This is a genomic window from Pantoea sp. C2G6, assembly GCF_051336815.1.
GTDB lineage: Bacteria > Pseudomonadota > Gammaproteobacteria > Enterobacterales > Enterobacteriaceae > Pantoea.
On sequence record NZ_JBGMNJ010000002.1, the window covers coordinates 363,707 to 381,415 of the forward strand.

The following is a 17,709-nucleotide window of genomic DNA, read 5'->3' on the forward strand; positions in this document are numbered from 1 at the left end:
ATTGAAAATAATAAACTATAAATTATTAACTGCTTTTTTTTCTATTCTGGTTTGTTTTTTTTGATCATGATCAATGTATTAATTTTAAAGCAGAAGGGTACGCGGTTGTCTGCCGGAGAGAGAAGCGAACCAGAGAGGAAAAAACAATGAAATTAAATATTAACACCCGTAGTTGATGGGATGACTCCCCATTATTCGCCAGCCGGGCTTTGCCATACCCGATGACTCAAAAGAAATTATCCCTGTCAGATCTGTCCAGGTAAAAATAGTCACGCTTATGTGAAGCAGCGCACATTAGCGCACGCTGTGAGAGTTTCCTTTTCTCAGCCTGACTGTCAGAGAGCAGAAAATCCCCTGGCGTTGGGGTACGCCTGTTTATCGCTGGCGTCCGCTAAAGCAGAGATTACGCCTGATTATCCCGTGCAGAGCCAACGGCAGACGACGGTTGCTTTACCCGCACCCGATGGGATATGAGCTGCGCCGCTGAGTTGAGGGGCAGGGGGAGAAGAAAGAGCCTGAAAACGTTAATGCCGCTGAGGTCAGGCAGGCCGGTAAGCGCCTGACCCATATCAGAAAGAGAAGGCTACTGACCGTCATAACTTTTTAGCTGGCGCGGATACCATGCCGTTAACAGACCTCCTTACTGCAATCGCTGAACCTGTTTCTGGCGAAACCCAGCGGGGAGGTGAATCTGCCCGTTCACATGCCCGGCCAGCCCCCTGTCTTTGACGCTGACGCAACAATGATTTCAATCAGACATTATCGCCACCGGAAATAACAGGCTGCGTGTTTAACACCTGCATCGTCCAGCCCGCCATGGCTGACCATTAAAGCCACATTGATAAAATCGATAGCTGTATCGAAATTATTCACTAGAGGCAGGCTGGGAACTGTTTTATTAATAATAGCACCAGCAGGAATGAATGCTAAAGGGTAGTAAGTTCACTCCATCAAACTGGGTAATCTATTTAATAAAGCATCTCTCCATCCTGAGTTTTGTTAGCCTTTCGATATAAAAAAGGAATTTTCCGTTTTGTAGCGTACAGATTATCAGCGCAATACAAGGGATGGAAAATAAAGGGCGTCTTAAATGTTTATTCGACCACTTAAATTAACCCAGCATGTAGATGTGCAGGGGCCAGAAAATGCGCCGGTTCTGGTGCTTCTTCACTCTCTGGGGACAGATTTGCACCTCTGGGATTTGCAAATGCCGCGTCTGATTGAACGCTATCGTGTCATTCGTCTGGATATTCGCGGGCATGGACTGAGTGCCGTCGACGCGCTTGAGTTTTCGATGTCAGATCTGGCTGATGATGTTATCGCAGCGCTGGATTATCTTCACATTGATACCTTCTACGTTGCTGGCGTATCAATAGGGGGAACCATCGCGCAATGGATTGGCTTCACCATTCCTTCAAGAGTGATGGGAATGATTATTGTTGATACGGCGCTGGTAAATGCCGCGCCACCGGCACTCTGGCGCGCCCGGGCTGAAGATGTATTCCAGCATGGTATAGAACATCTCGAAATGGGCATTTTAAGTAAGTGGGTGACGCCGAAATTCCTGGACTCGCCCTATGCAGACGGGATGAAGCAGATGCTACGGCGGACCACCGTCGAAGCCTTCGCCGGTTGCTCTTATGCCATTGCTGATACGGATTTAACCGACATGAACATCCCGGGGATAAGAGCTGTTGTAGTAAGAGGAAGTGAGGACCAGCTTACGCCACCGGACTATGCGCAACGGCTTGCCAGAAAAAGAAACGCACAATTGCATACTCTGGCGGGTGCGGCTCATTTACCCAATTTCGAACAGCCTGAAGCGCTAACCAATGAAATTATCTCTTTTATAGAGGTGGATAAAAGGCATTAAACAGTTAAGCAGTCAGTTACCTTGCGAGATAAATGCAAAGAGTGAACCAGCGCATCGGGCATTACGGGCGATAAAGCCAGATTCAGAATCGGGAAAAGCAGATGAATCGTCGAATGTTTATTGGTGGGGGGCTAAGCCTGTGCGCAGGAGCAATGATGCTCCCGGCTATATCTAAAGAAGCAATGCAGGAGAGCGACCTCCTTGAGATGGAACTTGAAAGCGGAATAGTGAGCATCCGTTTATTTTCCGATCTGGCACCACGGCATGTCGAGCGTATTAAAGCATTGGTGCAGGCCAGATTTTACGATGGCATGCCGTTTGCGCGTGTTATGAAGGACTTTATGGCACAGACGGGTGAGCCATTGAATATGACGCGAATCAACCCGCGACAGCTACCGACCCTGGCTGCTGAGTTCAGCACTCTGCCGTTTGAGCGGGGTACGGTCGGTATGGCCAGATCACGCCATCCACACAGCGCTGCCCACCAGTTTTTTATCACCACGGGCAGAGCCAGATATTTAGACCAAAACTACACAGTTTTAGGCAAAGTGACAGGGGGTATGGAGCTGGTAGATCAACTTCACTGCGGATCGCATGAGACGGGAGCGGTGTTAAATCCAGAGCTGATAAAGCGCTTAAGATTAGCACCAGTCAGATCAGTTCAACAGGTTTCAGAGAGTTAATTTCATTGCGGAGAGACGTTACAGGATGCCCAGTATTACTCTGTATACATCAGAAAGTTATCGGTTTGATGGTGAATCCTGTGCAAAATTTTCAACGGCCTTAGCGGGTCTTGCACAAGAGATACTCAAAGCTAAACATAACAATATTCATATCAGCTATCTCATCGCAGAGATAGGATTTGGCACGCCCATTTATTTTGAAGCCAGGCTGAGGCAGGAACTGTTCAGAACGGCCGATCTGATGGAAGAATTCATGCAGCAGGTTGATGTACTTATCAAGGAAATGACGGGCGTTTCAGCAAGGATTCGCTGTTTTTCTTTTGACGCGAGTAATATTTATGGAAAGAACTAAGGAGCATTTTATGAACGCCAGTTTTCCAGCAAGAGATCTTGGCAATACAAGGGTGATAGCACTCAGCGATGGATACCTTGAAGTCGGCTTTAACATGCTTTCAAATGTTGATGAAAAAGAGTGCGAGAAGATCCAGCGCGATGCAGAAATCAGTGAGTTGAATGCTGTTCATATTAATACATTTTTAGTTCGCCGTAATGGTAGAAATATACTTATCGACAGTGGCGCGGGTGGAGTGAAAGGCTGGGGCGGCAGATTGGTAGCTAATCTTGGCAAACTAAACATACAGCCCGAAAATATTGATGCTGTGCTTCTGACCCACGCCCACCCTGACCATATTGGCGGATTGTTAAATTCGGAAGGCGAAGCCGTATTTAACCGGGCGGAATTAATCATAAGTAGCGATGAATTTAATTATCTCGAAAGTGATGAAAATTTCGCAGCAGTCAGTGACCGGATTAAAGGAAATTTCCTGTTAGCACGGAGCATATTCAAAAAGTATCAGAAAAAAATTCGTCTGATCGAAAGTGGCGAGGTGTTTCCTGGTATTTTTGCCATTCCTTTAAAAGGGCATACCCCTGGTCATACAGGTTACCGGATTGAAGGAGATCAGAGCAGCCTGTTAATCTGGGGGGATATTGTTCATTTTCCGCATATTCAACTCAGCAGGCCGGAAGTGGCCATCGCCTTTGACTATGATCCGCAGATGGCGGCTGAGACACGTTCAGGCGTGCTTGAGGCCGTGAGTTCAGACAAGGTGCTTGTCGGGGGGATGCATTTCGGCGAACAGGCTTTCGGCTATATCGAAAAACGTGAATCGGGATACGGTATTGTGCATAAAGAATAAATTCAGATGTCAGATTAATTCGCTCGGTTAAAACTTATTTTTGTACGGCAACGCATGATAAATCGCGGGCTTTCGGCCGGGGTTTTTCATTTCGCGTTGCCCTGGGTTTTTTTACATCGTCAATCTGCTATCGGACAGAATTACCGGTATCGGATAATATCCTGGGGAGGTGCTATGAAGTCTGAAGTCAATAAAGAGATCATTATCGATATTAATCCTGATACAGGAAAGTCATCGGGCGAACGCCCAACGCTAAAAGAGAGCTCAGCCTGGTTACCTAAGCTTCCATCCCTTACCGGAAGTCGGTTCTGGGCTGCGTTACTGGTTTTTTTATTTCATTCATCCCTGCCGAGTGATCTTGCGCCCTTCTCAGATCCGACTATTCAGCATGTGTTCACCGTGATTGTTGGAAAAGCGGGGTGGCTCGGTGTTTCATATTTCTTTATTCTTAGCGGATTTATCATGGTCTGGTCAGCCAAAAACCATGACACCGTAGGGGATTTTTATCTGCGGCGATTCGCAAAGATTTACCCTACACATTGTCTGACCTGGATTATAGCCTTTATCCTTGGTGCTGTGAGTCTATATCAGTATAAGCTATGGTTTTCGAACCTGCTTTTACTGAACACATGGGTCGATGATGTTCATTATTTCTTTGTAGGTAACCGGCCGAGCTGGTCTTTGTGCATAGAAGCGATGTTTTATCTTTCTTTCCCTTTTCTTTTCAGAGCAATGAAAGCGATACCTGAAAAATATGATTTACAGGGATTAATCATCGTAACCTTAGCATCCCTGCTGGTACAAACCGGAATCTACTATTGGGTTGAACCGAATCATTTAATGGGTGCCTTTCCAATTTCTCAACGCCACTTCTGGGTGTCCTATATTTTTCCACCATCGCGTATCTTTGAGTTTGTTGCCGGTATGTTTGCTGCCCGGTTGCTGATTAACGGTCGGGCATTGATCCTTACGAAAACAGCGTCACTGACTCTGCTTTTAATCGCCTACATCGGTTCTATGTATCTGCCTTATCAGTTCAGCATGAGCGTGGTTTTCATTATTCCTGTTTGTCTTTTGATCATCTCGATGGCAGGTGATGACCTAAAAAACCGGAACACACCATTGAACACGAAAATGTCAGTATGGTTAGGGGAAATATCCTATTCATTCTACATGGTTCATTTCCTTGTGCTTTTCTACTTTCTCAATCTGACGGCAGGCAAAAAGTTTGACCTTCCTCAGGGCGTGGCACTTATCGCGGTAGCGCTGATTCTTTCAGTCTCATGCGCTGGATTTTTATACAAATATTTTGAGGTCCCCGTGATGAAGTGGATTCTGGAGAAGTGCAGAGCGAAGAAGTTGGTTATTCTGCCTGAAACGGTGTGAAGTGCTCCGGGCAGTTAAGCGTGATGTTATGAAAGTCATAGCCGTTTAGCAATCAGGTTGTCAGGAGAGGGGAGCAAACGTTGGACGTGTGCTCACCCGCTCTCTGTTAAGGCGTTTTTTTAATAAAGATGGATCGGAAAGAAAGCAGTTAAAATTCAGTAACCAGGAGCATTCAGGCGTGGGTCCTGAAACACTGAGTTCATAATACCTTTGAATTTAGTACCTTCTATCTGCATTGCATCTGTACGATAAACCAGCTCTATTCTGAAGTCATTGAACTGCCCGTCAAGCTCATGAATTTTTATTTTATTCTGTACTTCGCTGCTGATTGAGCAACGTAATACCAGTGACACACCTTTACCTGCGGCGATGCTGGAGAACAATACCGGATACGATCCGCATTCCACCACGCGCTTAGGTGTAATCCGGGCCTCATTGAACAGCAGGTTATAATTTCGCGTAGTTGTTGCGCATTTTTTACTACTCAGTAAGAAAACCTCCCCATCCAGAGCAGAGAGATCTTTAATATCGGGATAATCTTTTTCGGTAATAATAACCAGCTCGCTGGTAAGCAGCGTAGAAGATGTATGTTGCGTGTTTGAAAATCCCGCGCCAATGATAACGGCATCAAACTCATTATGGTCAAAGGCTTTCAGCAAACTGATGGTATTTCCAACTGAAATGTCGATATTCCATCCCAGGTCATGGCCCAGGTCAATCAATGCACTGACAATATAGGGCGGTAAGCACTCAATTATACCGATACGTATATTGATTTGTCTGTTTTTTGAGCAGGAAATGTTGTTTTTACAATCATCTGCCAGGTTTAATATTTTTCGCGCATAGTCGTAAAGTATCTGACCCTGTGCCGTCAGCGAACATCCGTCGGCTTTTCGATCTAATAACGTCACATCCAGATTATCTTCCAGGCTCCTGATTCGGTGGGAAATACTCGATTGCACACGATTAAGACGTTCGGCTGCCTGGGTTATGTTCCCTGTCTCCACGACTGTCACGAATGCAAGAAGCTCACTTATCTTCATTTGAAACCTCATGCTTGAAAGTGGTCTATCATTACAGCAATTATTTATATTCTTTATTAACAAATTTGTCACTCGTTTTACAGCAGCTGCCTGCGGAAGTGAACCAAAAAGGGGGGGCTACAATTCGGTCCGATAACAATGCAATTGCTAGTTAAACAGATGTTAATCCTGGTTAAATAAATATCACGATAGATTCTGCTTTTTTGCTTTCTATTTCATCCGCATTCTCAGGCCTCAAAATTCTCCTTTATTACCCCTGGAGATGGCAGGTCATCAATATTTTCGATGAGCACCCCGGTTTTATTCACTGGTCTTTTAATTCCCCGACATTTACGCTTTGAATAAGCGAAAACAACTATTTCTATATAAATCAATTGATTGTCAATTTTTGTAAATTACTTTCTGATGTGATGAGTCTGTATTATCAGTTTTCTGGAAAATTCTTATTCATTTGTGGGGTAAACCATGGCAGGCGCGGAGTACGATAAGGTATTGGTACAACTGGTTGATTACGCTTACGAGCAGACATCGTTCGATGATGAGACTTTATATCTGGCACGTTATTGCCTGCTTGATTCGATAGGTTGCGCAATTGCAGCCTCGACGGATGCTGACTGTACGAGGCTAATGCAGGGTGCTCAGTTCAGTAAGAGTGATGAAGGTGTGCCTGTTGCGGGTACAGCGTTAAGACTGGGGCCTGTTGAGGCGGCTTTTCATATCGGTTCCATGATTCGCTGGCTGGAGTTTAACGATACCTGGCTGGCTCAGGAGTGGGGGCATCCCTCTGATAACCTGGGGGCAATTCTGGCCGCGGCCGCCTGGCACAGCCTCGCGGACACCCATCAACCGGGCATTAATATGACCGCGGTTTTGAATACGATGATTCGTACCTACGAAATCCACGGCGTGCTATGTCTGTCAAACTGCTTTAATGCGCTGGGTATCGACCATGTGGTGCTGGTTAAAATGGCTTCTGCTATCGCTTCAGCACAACTCATGGGCTTGTCAAAAGATCAGGCGCTGAGTGCGCTGTCAAACGCTGTTATTGATGGTCATTCGCTCAGAACTTACCGGCATGCGCCCAATGCGGGGACTCGTAAGTCGTGGGCTGCGGGAGATGCAACGGCGCGTGGTCTGCAACTGGCGCTATTCGCACAAACCGGAGAAATGGGGTATCCCACTGCGCTGACGGCCAGTCGCTGGGGATTCGACGAGGCTGTGCTAAGAGGCAATCCCCTTAATCTGTCGCGTAGTTTATCCGATTTCGTCATCAAAAATATCTTGTTCAAAGTCCCTAATCCGGCCGAATACCATGCTCAGACAGCAGTGGAAGCGGCTATAAACTTGCGCACACATATTCTTGCGGCGGGTTTTTCCCCTGAGAGCATTGAGTCTGTGCGAGTGGAAACAACGCGCCCGGCCATGCAGATTATTGATAAATCCGGCCCGATGAAAAATTCTGCGGATCGCGACCACTGCCTGCAATACATGGTTGCGGTAGGACTGCAAACCGGCAACCTCACTATTAATGATTTCCATGATCCTCTCGCTTCTGATCCGCACCTGGAAGCATTGCGCCTGAAAATTACCTGTACGGAACGCCCTTCATTTACTGAGAGTTATTACGATCCAGAAAAGCGCGCCATTCCGAATTCACTTTTCCTGAAATGTTACGGCAGGGATGAAGAGTTCACTGAAACCATTGAATATCCGCTCGGGCATGTTCGTCGGCGTGAAGAGTGTTTCGACGCATTGCTGACAAAATTCCATCTGAATCTTTCAGGTAGCCCATTACGTGATCGTTCTCCTGCGCTGGCCGGGATCCTGACGTCTGAATCGAAGCTCGATGCCATGACCGTCACCGATTTTTTGAAATTGTTCTCCTGGAACTAATTCGCCCCTGAAACTCTTTCAGTTAATTATCAAGTTCGGAGTAAGAGATGAAAAAAGCAATACTGGCAGGCTGTGGCGCGGAAATTGGCGCGAACCTTCTGATTCAGAACGATCCTGAGAAGGATGGATTTATTATTCAGACCGTGGTGACGAATCCCCCTTCACTGGACAAACATTATCCTGAGTTGCGTCCTATTGATGGCATCGTGGCCCGTCTTGCCATGGCATATCCAGGCATACAGTCCCACATCACTGTTATCAACGATGAAACGCTCCGCATTCATGAACGCGAGGTTAACTTTTTCTTTGGCGATCTTGCTAAAGTAACTCCTCCGCAAGCAGGCCGCTTCGACATTGGCTTTATTGCAACCAGCAAGCTCGACATGGATAAGAACAGCCCTGTTGCCCGTAACATGCAGGAACTTGCCGATGTTGTGCTGGGTGTTGCAGAAGCCAATGCGTTGCCCAGCATCTATGGTTGTCTGGAAGATCTGACTCGTGACGAAATAGGCACCATTGACCGTAAGGTAGTCAGTTCGGGCATGTATTGCCTGGGTTCCTGTCAGACTAATGGGATGCATGCCTCACTGCGTGTCCTTATCGATGCGCTCAGAGCCATTCACTGTAATGCTTCGCATATTCTGTCGGTAGAAACCGATATTGTGCACCCGGATACGCCAAATGGCGTACTTGGCACCCGATCATTCGAGGGGCGTCAGCAGGATGCCCGGGACAATCTTCGCCCGAGTTTTTCACAGATCGCTATGAGTCAGGATAAGGTGATGCCCTGGGCACCTCTGGTAAATACGGTTTCATTACGCGCGCCTGTTCATGCCCCTGGGTATCAGATCAATCGCTTTATCGTCAGGGATGGAGGGGCGTTAACCAGCAGTCTCATTGAGGCCGCGATAGAGAGGGTAAACAGTACCCATCCTCATGTGGTGAAAGCTTCGCGTTCGCCTCTGGGTAGCAGAGCCTATGCCTATGAACGCCGCTGTTCAACCGTCCTTACCGACCAGAATCATCTGCTTACTCTCAGACCCCCCCATCTGGCCAGTCAGAATCTGAGTGAAATCATTATCCAGTCTTTTGTTAATAACACTGTTGGCTACAGCGCAGTCGTCCGTGCCGTGGCACGGAGTATCGCGTCCGGCCTGCCCGTTGCCACTTTCCAGGAGATTGAAAAATGACAAGCTCCCATACCGTTGATTTTCTGAGTTCAGGCTTTGTTGTGAAGACAGCCAGATCCGAACAGTTTAACGGCAAGATAAAAGCCGAAGTCGAACAGATTCGCCTGTTACACGCTATTTATCCGCAACTTATGGTGCCGGTGTTACACGACGGACTGGCTGCGGGACGGCAATTCTATATTCTTGAAAAAATGGATTCCCTGCCGTTATCAGGCATCGTTTTTGATGAGCAGCGCTCACTGGCAGGGCGCAGAATGATCGTGAGAAACGCACTGGAGAAAATACAGGAAGCCATTAGCCTGGAATCAGAAACCTCGTCAGTGATGGTCAGTGATATGGCCGACAGATTGCGGGAGGAGTGGGAAGGGACGCGCTTTGCGCATGAACTGTTTGATAAACCTGTTCTTCTCAATGGAGCGAGCTTTACCACAACCGCGCAAGAAGTTTATGAAAAAGCCTTAAAAATGGCGCTGACAGAAGAGTTCAGGTCGGTGGACAAAGCCCATTTCAATTTTCATTTCGGCAATGTGCTTTATAACGAGGAATTTGCTGAGACACGCTTTATCGATCCTGACTTTTCAGTTCGGGGCCTGGATCCGCTTTTTGGCTTCTCCCGATTTGCCTTTTCTTTCTGGCATGAGTTGGCGGCAGAGGTAAAGGACGCGGTCAAAGTGGTGCCTATGGCTGATGCCCTGATGTTTGTCCTGGCGAAACCCGACTACGGAAATATTCTCACTGAAATTCCTGAGTTGGGCAGCATCTCAGGTCTGCTGCCATTGATGGGTGAGAGCGTGCGTAACCGATTTTATGTGCTGACTACCTACTGTTTCCTGAGAAGCATACGCATCAACGGCAGTAAACAGTCCTGGAAAGCGCCGCGTTCACCTGTTGTTGCCAGCCCTGAAGAGGTCCTGATGCTGGGATTGCTGGCCTACCTCGAAGGAACCGTTGCCGAAACAGCCAGTCTCTGCGCGTGACGCCCACTTACTTAAGGATATTCGGGATATGTCGTTGGTTAGCAGTAATAGAACAGAACAAGGTTTTGCAGCACCAGGGCGCTATCTGGCGGCCGCGGCCATTCTCATCGGCGTGGTAATGGCCGCGCTGGACGGTTCCATTGTTAACATCTCCTTGCCCTCTATTGCTGAGGCGTTACAGGTAGATTCAGCCTCGGTCATCTGGGTAACCAACGGCTATCAGGTGGCCAGCGCTGCAACGATGCTGATCTGCGCATCGCTGGGCTCGCGGATAGGGGAGCGGCGCTTCTATATCGCGGGAATGGTGTTGTTTACGCTGGCATCATTGGGTTGTAGCCTCTCTTCAACTTTCGGCATGCTGGTTGCCATGCGGATACTTCAGGGAGTGAGTTATGCCGTAATGATTAGTGTAGGGTTAGGTCTCTATCGGGTGATTTTCCCAGCCAATGCGTTAGGCACCATTCTGGGTCTGAATGCGCTGGCCTTTGCCGTCGGCACAGCCATCGGTCCGGCGTTGGGAGGTCTGATTATCTCGTGGCTCGACTGGCCCTGGTTGTTTTATATCAACATTCCGTTGGGGATAGTGGCAATCGTGTTCGCGCTGGTCTCACTCGGCACTGATGACGAACGGGAGAGCGGTTTTGACTGGGGGGGCGCGGTCACGTCCGCTGCGGCTATGGGCCTCATGGTTGTTGCTGTCGATCAAATCGGGCGCTGGGACAGCCACACGCTCATTCTTTGTGGCGTTGCTTCAGGCGTATTGATGGCTATTTTCATCATTATGCAGAGACGATCGAAACATCCGTTACTGCCGCTGGATGTCTTTCATTCACGGCGTTATTCCTTTGCTGTCATCTCTTCCTTTTCCATGTTTATTGCTCAGGGGATGGCGCTGGTCGGTCTGCCTTTTGTACTACAGCATACCTATCACTACTCTGTACTGGCGTCGGCGTTCATCTTTACGCCCTGGCCGATTGCCGTGGCGGTCTGTGCGCCGATTGCTGGCAGACTGTCGAATCGGTTAAACCCTACCCAGATTTCAACGGTCGGCGTCGTGATTTTTAGCCTGGGTTTAGGATCGCTGGCAATGTTACCCCCGGCAGCCGCGATGAATGATTTCATCTGGCGTGTAGCGCTATGCGGGATAGGTTATGGACTCTTTCTTCCGCCGAACAATAAAGAGATGTTCTCCAATGTGGCCGCGAACCGGACTGTGACGGCGTCAGGGCTGTTATCGACGGCCAGAACCGCGGGGCAATCGATAGGTGCGGCCCTGGTGGCGATGGTTATAGCATTGTTGAATGGACTGACGGAGGGTGCAGACGCACGTTTTACCCTTTATCTCTTTGGTCTGGCCTGCCTGCTCTCAGCACTTTCATCCCTCTCAAGCATGCTGCGTCTGCATCGATGATCGACGGCATTAAAAGCGTTACAGCCCCCGTCATCAGGGGGCTGTAAAAGGCAACCGCAGGAGAAGCGTGTCCTGTGCAGGCCGGGGGTTTCCGGCCTGCCTGAGGATGCCGATGACAGGCTCAGGCTGTGAGCCCTCGCGCTGCGGATAACTTTCCGCCAGTCACGAAAGCGCAAAAGCAAAAAACCCGCTCAGGTTTCCCTGAGCGGGTTTTTTTAATCTGGCTCCTCTGACTGGACTCGAACCAGTGACATACGGATTAACAGTCCGCCGTTCTACCGACTGAACTACAGAGGAATCGTTGGGACGGGGCGAATATTAACGGCGTCGTTTCCGCTTGTCAAAGCCCTGTTTACTGAATTGCGTTCAGATGCTCGTAAAAGCAGCGGATTGGCGATTTTTACCCGATTTTGCTGGCTTTTCAAACTGCCGACAGGATCTCACTTTGCGGCCATTTCTCCGCAGATGTTAGATGCATGTCAAACTTTTGTTATTTGGCGATGTTAAAACAGGCGTTTCAGTGCTTTTATGATAAAAATTTCAAAACATGAAGTTATGGAATAAATAAACTGCTTATCATCACGGTCGTCATCATTGCAGATAAGTGAAACGACATTTCGAAACTAACTGTTTGTAGATCAAGTGATTGTGAAAAGGAGTGGTCGATCACAAAAATAGCCATAACCTGAAGTCTTACCTCAAATTTCCTGAAACAGACGCCAGCCAGGCGGGAGGAATGTAAAAGATATTTTTCATTCAACCGACAGCCGCTGAGCAAGTTAACAAATAAGAAGGGTCCCTATGAACATTAAAAAAACGATTGTCGCCTCACTGTTAGCCTGCATGTTACCTGCCGCGGTTATGGCAAAAGATCTCTCGGTGGGTGTCTCGATGGCGCTGTTTGATGACAACTTTCTGACCATTCTGCGCACAGCCATGCAGAAAGAGATGCAAAAAGATAACGTCAAAGGGCAGGTTGAGGATGCCAAAGGCGATGTTTCACAGCAGTTACAGCAGGTGCAGAACTTTATCGGTCAGGGCGTCGACGCGCTGATCGTCAACCCGGTCGACACCAACGCGGTGAAACCGATTATGGACCAGGCGAGCAAAGCGGGTATCCCGCTGGTGTTTGTTAACCGTCGGCCACAGGCGGAGCTGACCGGCAAAATGGCCTATGTCGGTTCCGACTCTGAACTGGCCGGGCGCTTACAGATGGAAGCGCTGGCGAAAGCGATGAACGGCAAAGGTAACGTCGCCATCCTGATGGGCGATCTGGCGAATGAGGCCACCCGCGATCGTACCAAAGGGGTAGAGCAGGTTGCCGCCAAATTCCCTGGTATCAAAATCGTGCAGAAACAGACCGCCAAATTTACCCGTAACGACGCGGTGGATGTGGTCAGCAACTGGATGACCGCCGGTGATGAGATCAATGCCATCGCCTCGAACAACGATGAAATGGCGATCGGTGCCCTCCAGGCGCTGGGTAAAAACCCGAACAAAATCCTGATCGCCGGTGTCGACGGCACCCCTGATGCGTTGCAGATGCTGAAGCAGGGCAAGATGATCGCGACGGTCTTCCAGGATGCGCAGGGTCAGGGTGAAGGTGCCGTGCAGACCGCGGTGAAACTGATCAAGGGTGAGAAAGTCCAGAAAGTGATCAACATCCCTTACCAGCTGATTACCAAAGAAAACATGGATCAGTTTACCAATCGTAACCTGAAATAATCGTTCACGACTCAGCGGTACGGAGGTGATGTATGAACGCTTTTGCGCTTGAAGCCGAAGGCATCAGCAAGTTCTTCCCCGGCGTAAAAGCACTCGACAACGTTTCGTTGCGGGTGCGCCCGGGAACGGTACATGCCTTGATGGGCGAAAATGGCGCGGGCAAATCCACTTTAATGAAGTGCCTTATCGGGATGTATCGTCCCGATAAGGGCACCATCAGAATTAAAGGGGAGCCGGTGCAGTTTCAGGACACCATGGACGCATTGCGTTCCGGCATTTCAATGATCCACCAGGAACTGAATCTGGTGCCCTATATGACCGTTGCCGAGAATATCTGGCTGGGCCGTGAGCCGATGAAGTTTGGCTTTGTCGATCACGCCCGGCTCAATCAGGTGACGCAGGCGTTGCTGAACCGCCTCAATATCCGCTTAAAAGCCGATCGGATGGTGGGTGAGCTGAGCATCGCGTCGCAGCAGATGGTTGAGATTGCCAAAGCGGTCTCCTGGGATTCCGACATCGTGATCATGGATGAGCCCACCTCCGCCCTGACCGAAACCGAAGTCGCCCATCTGTTTACCATCATTCGCGACCTGCGTGAGCAGGGCAAAGCGATCATCTATATCAGCCATAAGATGGATGAGATTTTCACCATCACCGATGAGGTCAGCATCTTCCGCGACGGCAGCTGGATTGGCAGCGATCAGACGGCGAAATATACCCGCCAGTCGCTGATCACCCAGATGGTGGGACGCGAGCTGACCCAGCTGTTCCCGAAATTCAACAGCGCTATCGGGGAAGAGGTACTGACGGTTCGCAATCTCACCTGCAAAGATCGTTTCACCGATGTCAGTTTCAGCGTGCGCCGGGGTGAAATCCTCGGCGTCGCCGGGCTGGTGGGCGCTGGCCGCAGCGAGGTGATGGAGAGCCTGTTCGGCATGGAGAGCTTTGACAGTGGCGAGATCTTAATTGATGGCGTCCCGGTAACCATCGACTCCCCCTCAACCGCGATTGAAAAGGGCATGGCGTTCCTCACCGAAGACCGTAAAAAGTCCGGGCTGTTTCTGGTGCTGTCGGTGATGGAGAACATGAGCATCGTCAACATGCCGGAATATAGCGGCAAAAGCGGCTTTGTCAGCCATGTGAAGATGGCGCAGGACTGCATGGATCAGATCCGTCGTCTGAATATCAAAACCCCGACCATGGATCAGATCATCAACAACCTCAGCGGTGGTAATCAGCAGAAAGTCCTGATCGCCCGCTGGCTGCTGGCGCAGCCGAAAATTCTGATTCTGGACGAACCGACGCGCGGCATTGATGTTGGCGCAAAAGCGGAGATTTACCGCTTAATCAGTGAACTCGCTAACCGTGGCGTGGCTATCATCATGGTCTCCTCTGAGCTGCCGGAAATTCTGGGCATGAGCGACCGGGTGATGGTGATGCACGGTGGGCGGATAACCGGCATCCTCGATAAAGAAGAAGCCGATCAGGAAACCATTTTGTCGCTGGCATCCGAATGAGGCGCGAGACCACTATGAGCAATATGAAAGCCACTGCCACTCCGGCAGCCCCGCAGCAACCCTCTTTTTTTGCCAGTCTGCGCCATAAGTTGCCGAAAGATACCGGCATCTTTGTGGTGATGGTGGGGATTGCGCTGATTTTTGAAATGTTTGGCTGGTACGTGCGTGACCAGTCTTTTCTGCTCAACACCAACCGTCTGATCCTGATTGTGTTGCAGGTCGCGATTATCGGGATTATCGCCGTGGGCGTGACGCAGGTGATTATTACCACCGGTATCGATCTCTCTTCCGGCTCGGTGATTGCCCTGACGGCGGTGGTGGCTGCCAGCCTGGCGCAGACCTCTGACAGCCTGTCACCGATGTATCCGTCGCTGGTTAACCTGCCCGCGGTAGTCCCGGTAGCCGCCGGTATTGGCGTCGGCCTGCTGTGCGGCGTGGTGAATGGCGTATTGATTACCCGCACCGGTATTCCGCCGTTTATCGCCACGCTGGGGATGATGGTGTCGGCGCGCGGTCTGGCGCAGTATTACACTCAGGGCAACCCGATCAGCTTCCTCTCCGACGGCTTTACCTCAATCGGGCAGGGTGCGATGCCGGTGGTGATCTTCCTGGTGGTGGCGCTGCTGTTCCACATCGCGCTGAAACATACCCGCTACGGTAAATATGTTTACGCCATCGGCGGCAACATGACCTCCGCCAAAGTCTCCGGTATCAACGTTAATAAGTACCTGATCATCGTCTACACCATTGCTGGCGCACTTTCGGGTCTGGCGGGCGTGGTACTGGCGGCGCGCGTCAGCAGCGGCCAGTCAAGTATGGGGATGTCCTACGAGCTGGATGCGATTGCCGCAGCCGTGATCGGCGGCAGCAGTCTGATGGGCGGGGTGGGCCGCATCACCGGCACATTAATCGGCGCGGTGATCCTCGGCCTGATTAAAAGCGGATTCACCTTTGTCGGCGTCGATGCCTACATTCAGGACATCATCAAAGGGATGATTATTGTGGCGGCGGTCTCTATCGACATGCACCGCAACCGCAAAAAACGCTGACGGGCAGGCGTTGCCCTCTTCAGAATATGGGAGAGGGCAACGGTTGCTTTTTAGCCTTACAGATTCGCCAGCGATAAGAAATCGCGCTGATAGCGGTTACATCTTTTCCCCTCTCATCACGCTTCCCTTCAGGCTCCGCAAGCCTTTATCAGGTGCAGGGCATTTTCACTGCACCAGAACTGAACACCTTGTCATCACTTTTCTGCACGTCTGACTCGCAGCGCCTGCACTGTCTCAGTGCGCCCGCCAGCCTCAGTCAGGGTGATAACGCATTCCTGATGCTTATTAACCCTTAAGAGGTAATCAGAATCGCTTATTTTCCGGGCCGTTAGGAAAAATCTGGCTGGCGGCAGCCCGCGGTTGTTTAAACCTGGCCTGCATCTTGCAAAATCTCTGGTATCAGGGCGAGGGGATTAGACTCCTTTCGCTATTCGGGGTGAGTGACGGAGGCAAGATGAATTTAAGACGACTGAAGTACTTTGTGAAAATCGTCGATATCGGCAGTCTGACACAGGCGGCAGAAGTGCTGCACATCGCCCAGCCTGCGCTCAGTCAGCAGGTTGCGACGCTGGAGAATGAGCTGGATCAGCAGTTACTGATCCGCACCAAGCGCGGCGTTACGCCGACCGAGGCCGGTAAAATTCTTTATGGTCATGCGCGCACCATCCTGCGCCAGTGCGAGCAGGCTCAGACCGCGGTGATTAATGCCGGTCAGGTGCTGAGCGGTCAGGTGTCGATTGGCCTGGCACCCGGCACGGCGGCGTCATCGCTGACTATGCCGCTGCTGCAAACCGTGCGCGATCAATACCCGGAAGTATTGGTTTATCTGCATGAGAACAGCGGCAGTCTGCTGAATGAGAAAGTGATGAACGGTCAGCTGGATATGGCGGTGCTGTACGATCGGGCACCCACCGCCGGGATCAACAGCATGCCGCTGATGAAGGAGGATCTCTATCTGGTCGGGGCCACCGATTGTCCGGGTGCCAGCGTCGATCTGGCGGATGTGGCGCAGATGAGCCTGTTTCTGCCGCGCGACTACAGCGCGGTGCGCAAGCGGGTGGATGAGGCGTTTTCATTGCGCCGTCTGAGCGCGCGCATCATTGGTGAGATTGAATCGATTTCCACCCTGACCGCGGCGATTTCCAGCGGGATGGGCGTAACGGTGCTGCCTGAATCCGCCGCCCGTTCGCTGGTGGGCTCCACCGACGCCTGGATGTCACGCATCAACAGCCCGTCACTGAGCCTGCCGCTGTCACTGAACATCTCGGCCCGCCTGCCGCTGTCGCCGTCCGCCCTGGCGGTGAAAAATATTCTGCTGTCGCTGCTGAATAAGCCGTTGAGCGAGGAGCGGGAGTTGATGTTAGTGAGTTAATGGTTTTTTGCAGCGGTTACACGCTGAGCGGGTTTCGCTTTGCAGCGGGCTGACACTGAGCGGGTTTCGCCCGCCAGGCGTGGGGGAGTTTCAGGCCGCCGGTGCAGGCGGTCGCGTCAAGGGGCGGACGCCCGCCCCTTAACAATCCCGGCGCCCGGCAGCCTGCGCGCCCCGCTTTGCGGGGTACCTTCGTCACGCCCTGCGGCCACGGACCGGCCGGACGCGCCCTCCCTGGCGCGGCCCGTCCTTTCGCCGACGTCCTGTCGGCTCATCCTTGCCTCCGGTTGTTCCTCAGCGCTTCGGATGCCTCCCCAACAGCCCCGCCTGTGAGTTTTTTCTTTTTGGTGGTGCTGCCGCGTTGCCTGTGAACCTGCAAAGCACATCTGCCCAT

General features: G+C 50.6%; 14 protein-coding genes and 1 tRNA gene. 13 read left to right on the forward strand and 2 right to left on the reverse strand.

The annotated features are described in order from the left end of the window. The first annotated feature begins 1,090 nt into the window (after window positions 1-1,090). The 5 genes from ACCW71_RS05095 to ACCW71_RS05115 all read left to right on the forward strand — a co-directional run bounded on the left by ACCW71_RS05095 (window position 1,091) and on the right by ACCW71_RS05115 (window position 5,141). Complete coding sequence (locus ACCW71_RS05095; protein WP_436369997.1) at window positions 1,091-1,873, forward strand: alpha/beta fold hydrolase; 783 nt, start codon at window positions 1,091-1,093, stop codon at window positions 1,871-1,873. Window positions 1,874-1,974: 101 nt separating this feature from the next. Then, window positions 1,975-2,556, forward strand: a complete 582-nt coding sequence (locus tag ACCW71_RS05100) for a peptidylprolyl isomerase (RefSeq protein WP_436369998.1) — start codon at window positions 1,975-1,977, stop codon at window positions 2,554-2,556. 25 nt (window positions 2,557-2,581) lie between these two features. After that, on the forward strand, window positions 2,582-2,908 hold the full coding sequence (locus ACCW71_RS05105) for a hypothetical protein (protein ID WP_436369999.1): 327 nt from the start codon (window positions 2,582-2,584) through the stop codon (window positions 2,906-2,908). Between the two features lie 10 nt (window positions 2,909-2,918). Continuing rightward, window positions 2,919-3,755 carry an MBL fold metallo-hydrolase gene (locus ACCW71_RS05110; protein ID WP_436370000.1) on the forward strand — a complete coding sequence of 279 codons (837 nt, stop codon included), beginning with the start codon at window positions 2,919-2,921 and terminating at the stop codon, window positions 3,753-3,755. 174 nt (window positions 3,756-3,929) lie between these two features. After that, window positions 3,930-5,141, forward strand: coding sequence for an acyltransferase family protein (locus tag ACCW71_RS05115; protein WP_436370001.1), 1,212 nt, complete (start codon window positions 3,930-3,932; stop codon window positions 5,139-5,141). A gap of 155 nt (window positions 5,142-5,296) precedes the next feature. On the opposite strand, the gene ACCW71_RS05120 is transcribed toward ACCW71_RS05115, so the two are convergent. Beyond that, on the reverse strand, window positions 5,297-6,184 hold the full coding sequence (locus ACCW71_RS05120) for a LysR family transcriptional regulator (RefSeq protein WP_436370002.1): 888 nt from the start codon (window positions 6,182-6,184) through the stop codon (window positions 5,297-5,299). A gap of 465 nt (window positions 6,185-6,649) precedes the next feature. Between ACCW71_RS05120 and ACCW71_RS05125 the strand changes: the two genes are divergently transcribed. From ACCW71_RS05125 to ACCW71_RS05140, 4 genes are read left to right on the forward strand one after another with little or no spacing between them, the layout of a single operon-like run. Next, complete coding sequence (locus tag ACCW71_RS05125; protein ID WP_436370003.1) at window positions 6,650-8,077, forward strand: bifunctional 2-methylcitrate dehydratase/aconitate hydratase; 1,428 nt, start codon at window positions 6,650-6,652, stop codon at window positions 8,075-8,077. A 47-nt stretch (window positions 8,078-8,124) separates the two neighbouring features. Beyond that, entirely contained in the window at window positions 8,125-9,267 is a 1,143-nt protein-coding gene (locus ACCW71_RS05130; RefSeq protein WP_436370004.1) for a hypothetical protein, read from the forward strand. Continuing rightward, window positions 9,264-10,244: a hypothetical protein gene (locus tag ACCW71_RS05135; protein ID WP_436370005.1), complete on the forward strand. Its 981-nt coding sequence runs from the start codon at window positions 9,264-9,266 to the stop codon at window positions 10,242-10,244. Before ACCW71_RS05130 ends, ACCW71_RS05135 begins: the two co-directional genes overlap by 4 nt. Window positions 10,245-10,272: 28 nt before the next feature. Further along, window positions 10,273-11,655, forward strand: coding sequence for an MFS transporter (locus ACCW71_RS05140; RefSeq protein ID WP_436370006.1), 1,383 nt, complete (start codon window positions 10,273-10,275; stop codon window positions 11,653-11,655). Window positions 11,656-11,876: 221 nt separating this feature from the next. Here ACCW71_RS05140 and ACCW71_RS05145 read toward each other — a convergent pair. Beyond that, window positions 11,877-11,952 (reverse strand) — tRNA-Asn (locus ACCW71_RS05145). Window positions 11,953-12,456: 504 nt separating this feature from the next. On the opposite strand from ACCW71_RS05145, the gene ACCW71_RS05150 reads away from it, so the two are divergent. The 4 genes from ACCW71_RS05150 (at window position 12,457) to nac (ending at window position 17,318) form a co-directional block, all read left to right on the forward strand. Continuing rightward, entirely contained in the window at window positions 12,457-13,380 is a 924-nt protein-coding gene (locus tag ACCW71_RS05150; RefSeq protein WP_436370007.1) for a sugar ABC transporter substrate-binding protein, read from the forward strand. A 32-nt stretch (window positions 13,381-13,412) separates the two neighbouring features. After that, on the forward strand, window positions 13,413-14,897 hold the full coding sequence (locus ACCW71_RS05155) for a sugar ABC transporter ATP-binding protein (protein ID WP_436370008.1): 1,485 nt from the start codon (window positions 13,413-13,415) through the stop codon (window positions 14,895-14,897). Window positions 14,898-14,920: 23 nt separating this feature from the next. Continuing rightward, complete coding sequence (locus ACCW71_RS05160) at window positions 14,921-15,946, forward strand: ABC transporter permease (RefSeq protein ID WP_436370169.1); 1,026 nt, start codon at window positions 14,921-14,923, stop codon at window positions 15,944-15,946. A gap of 454 nt (window positions 15,947-16,400) precedes the next feature. Further along, window positions 16,401-17,318: a nitrogen assimilation transcriptional regulator NAC gene (nac, locus tag ACCW71_RS05165; protein WP_436370009.1), complete on the forward strand. Its 918-nt coding sequence runs from the start codon at window positions 16,401-16,403 to the stop codon at window positions 17,316-17,318. Window positions 17,319-17,709 lie beyond the last annotated feature (391 nt).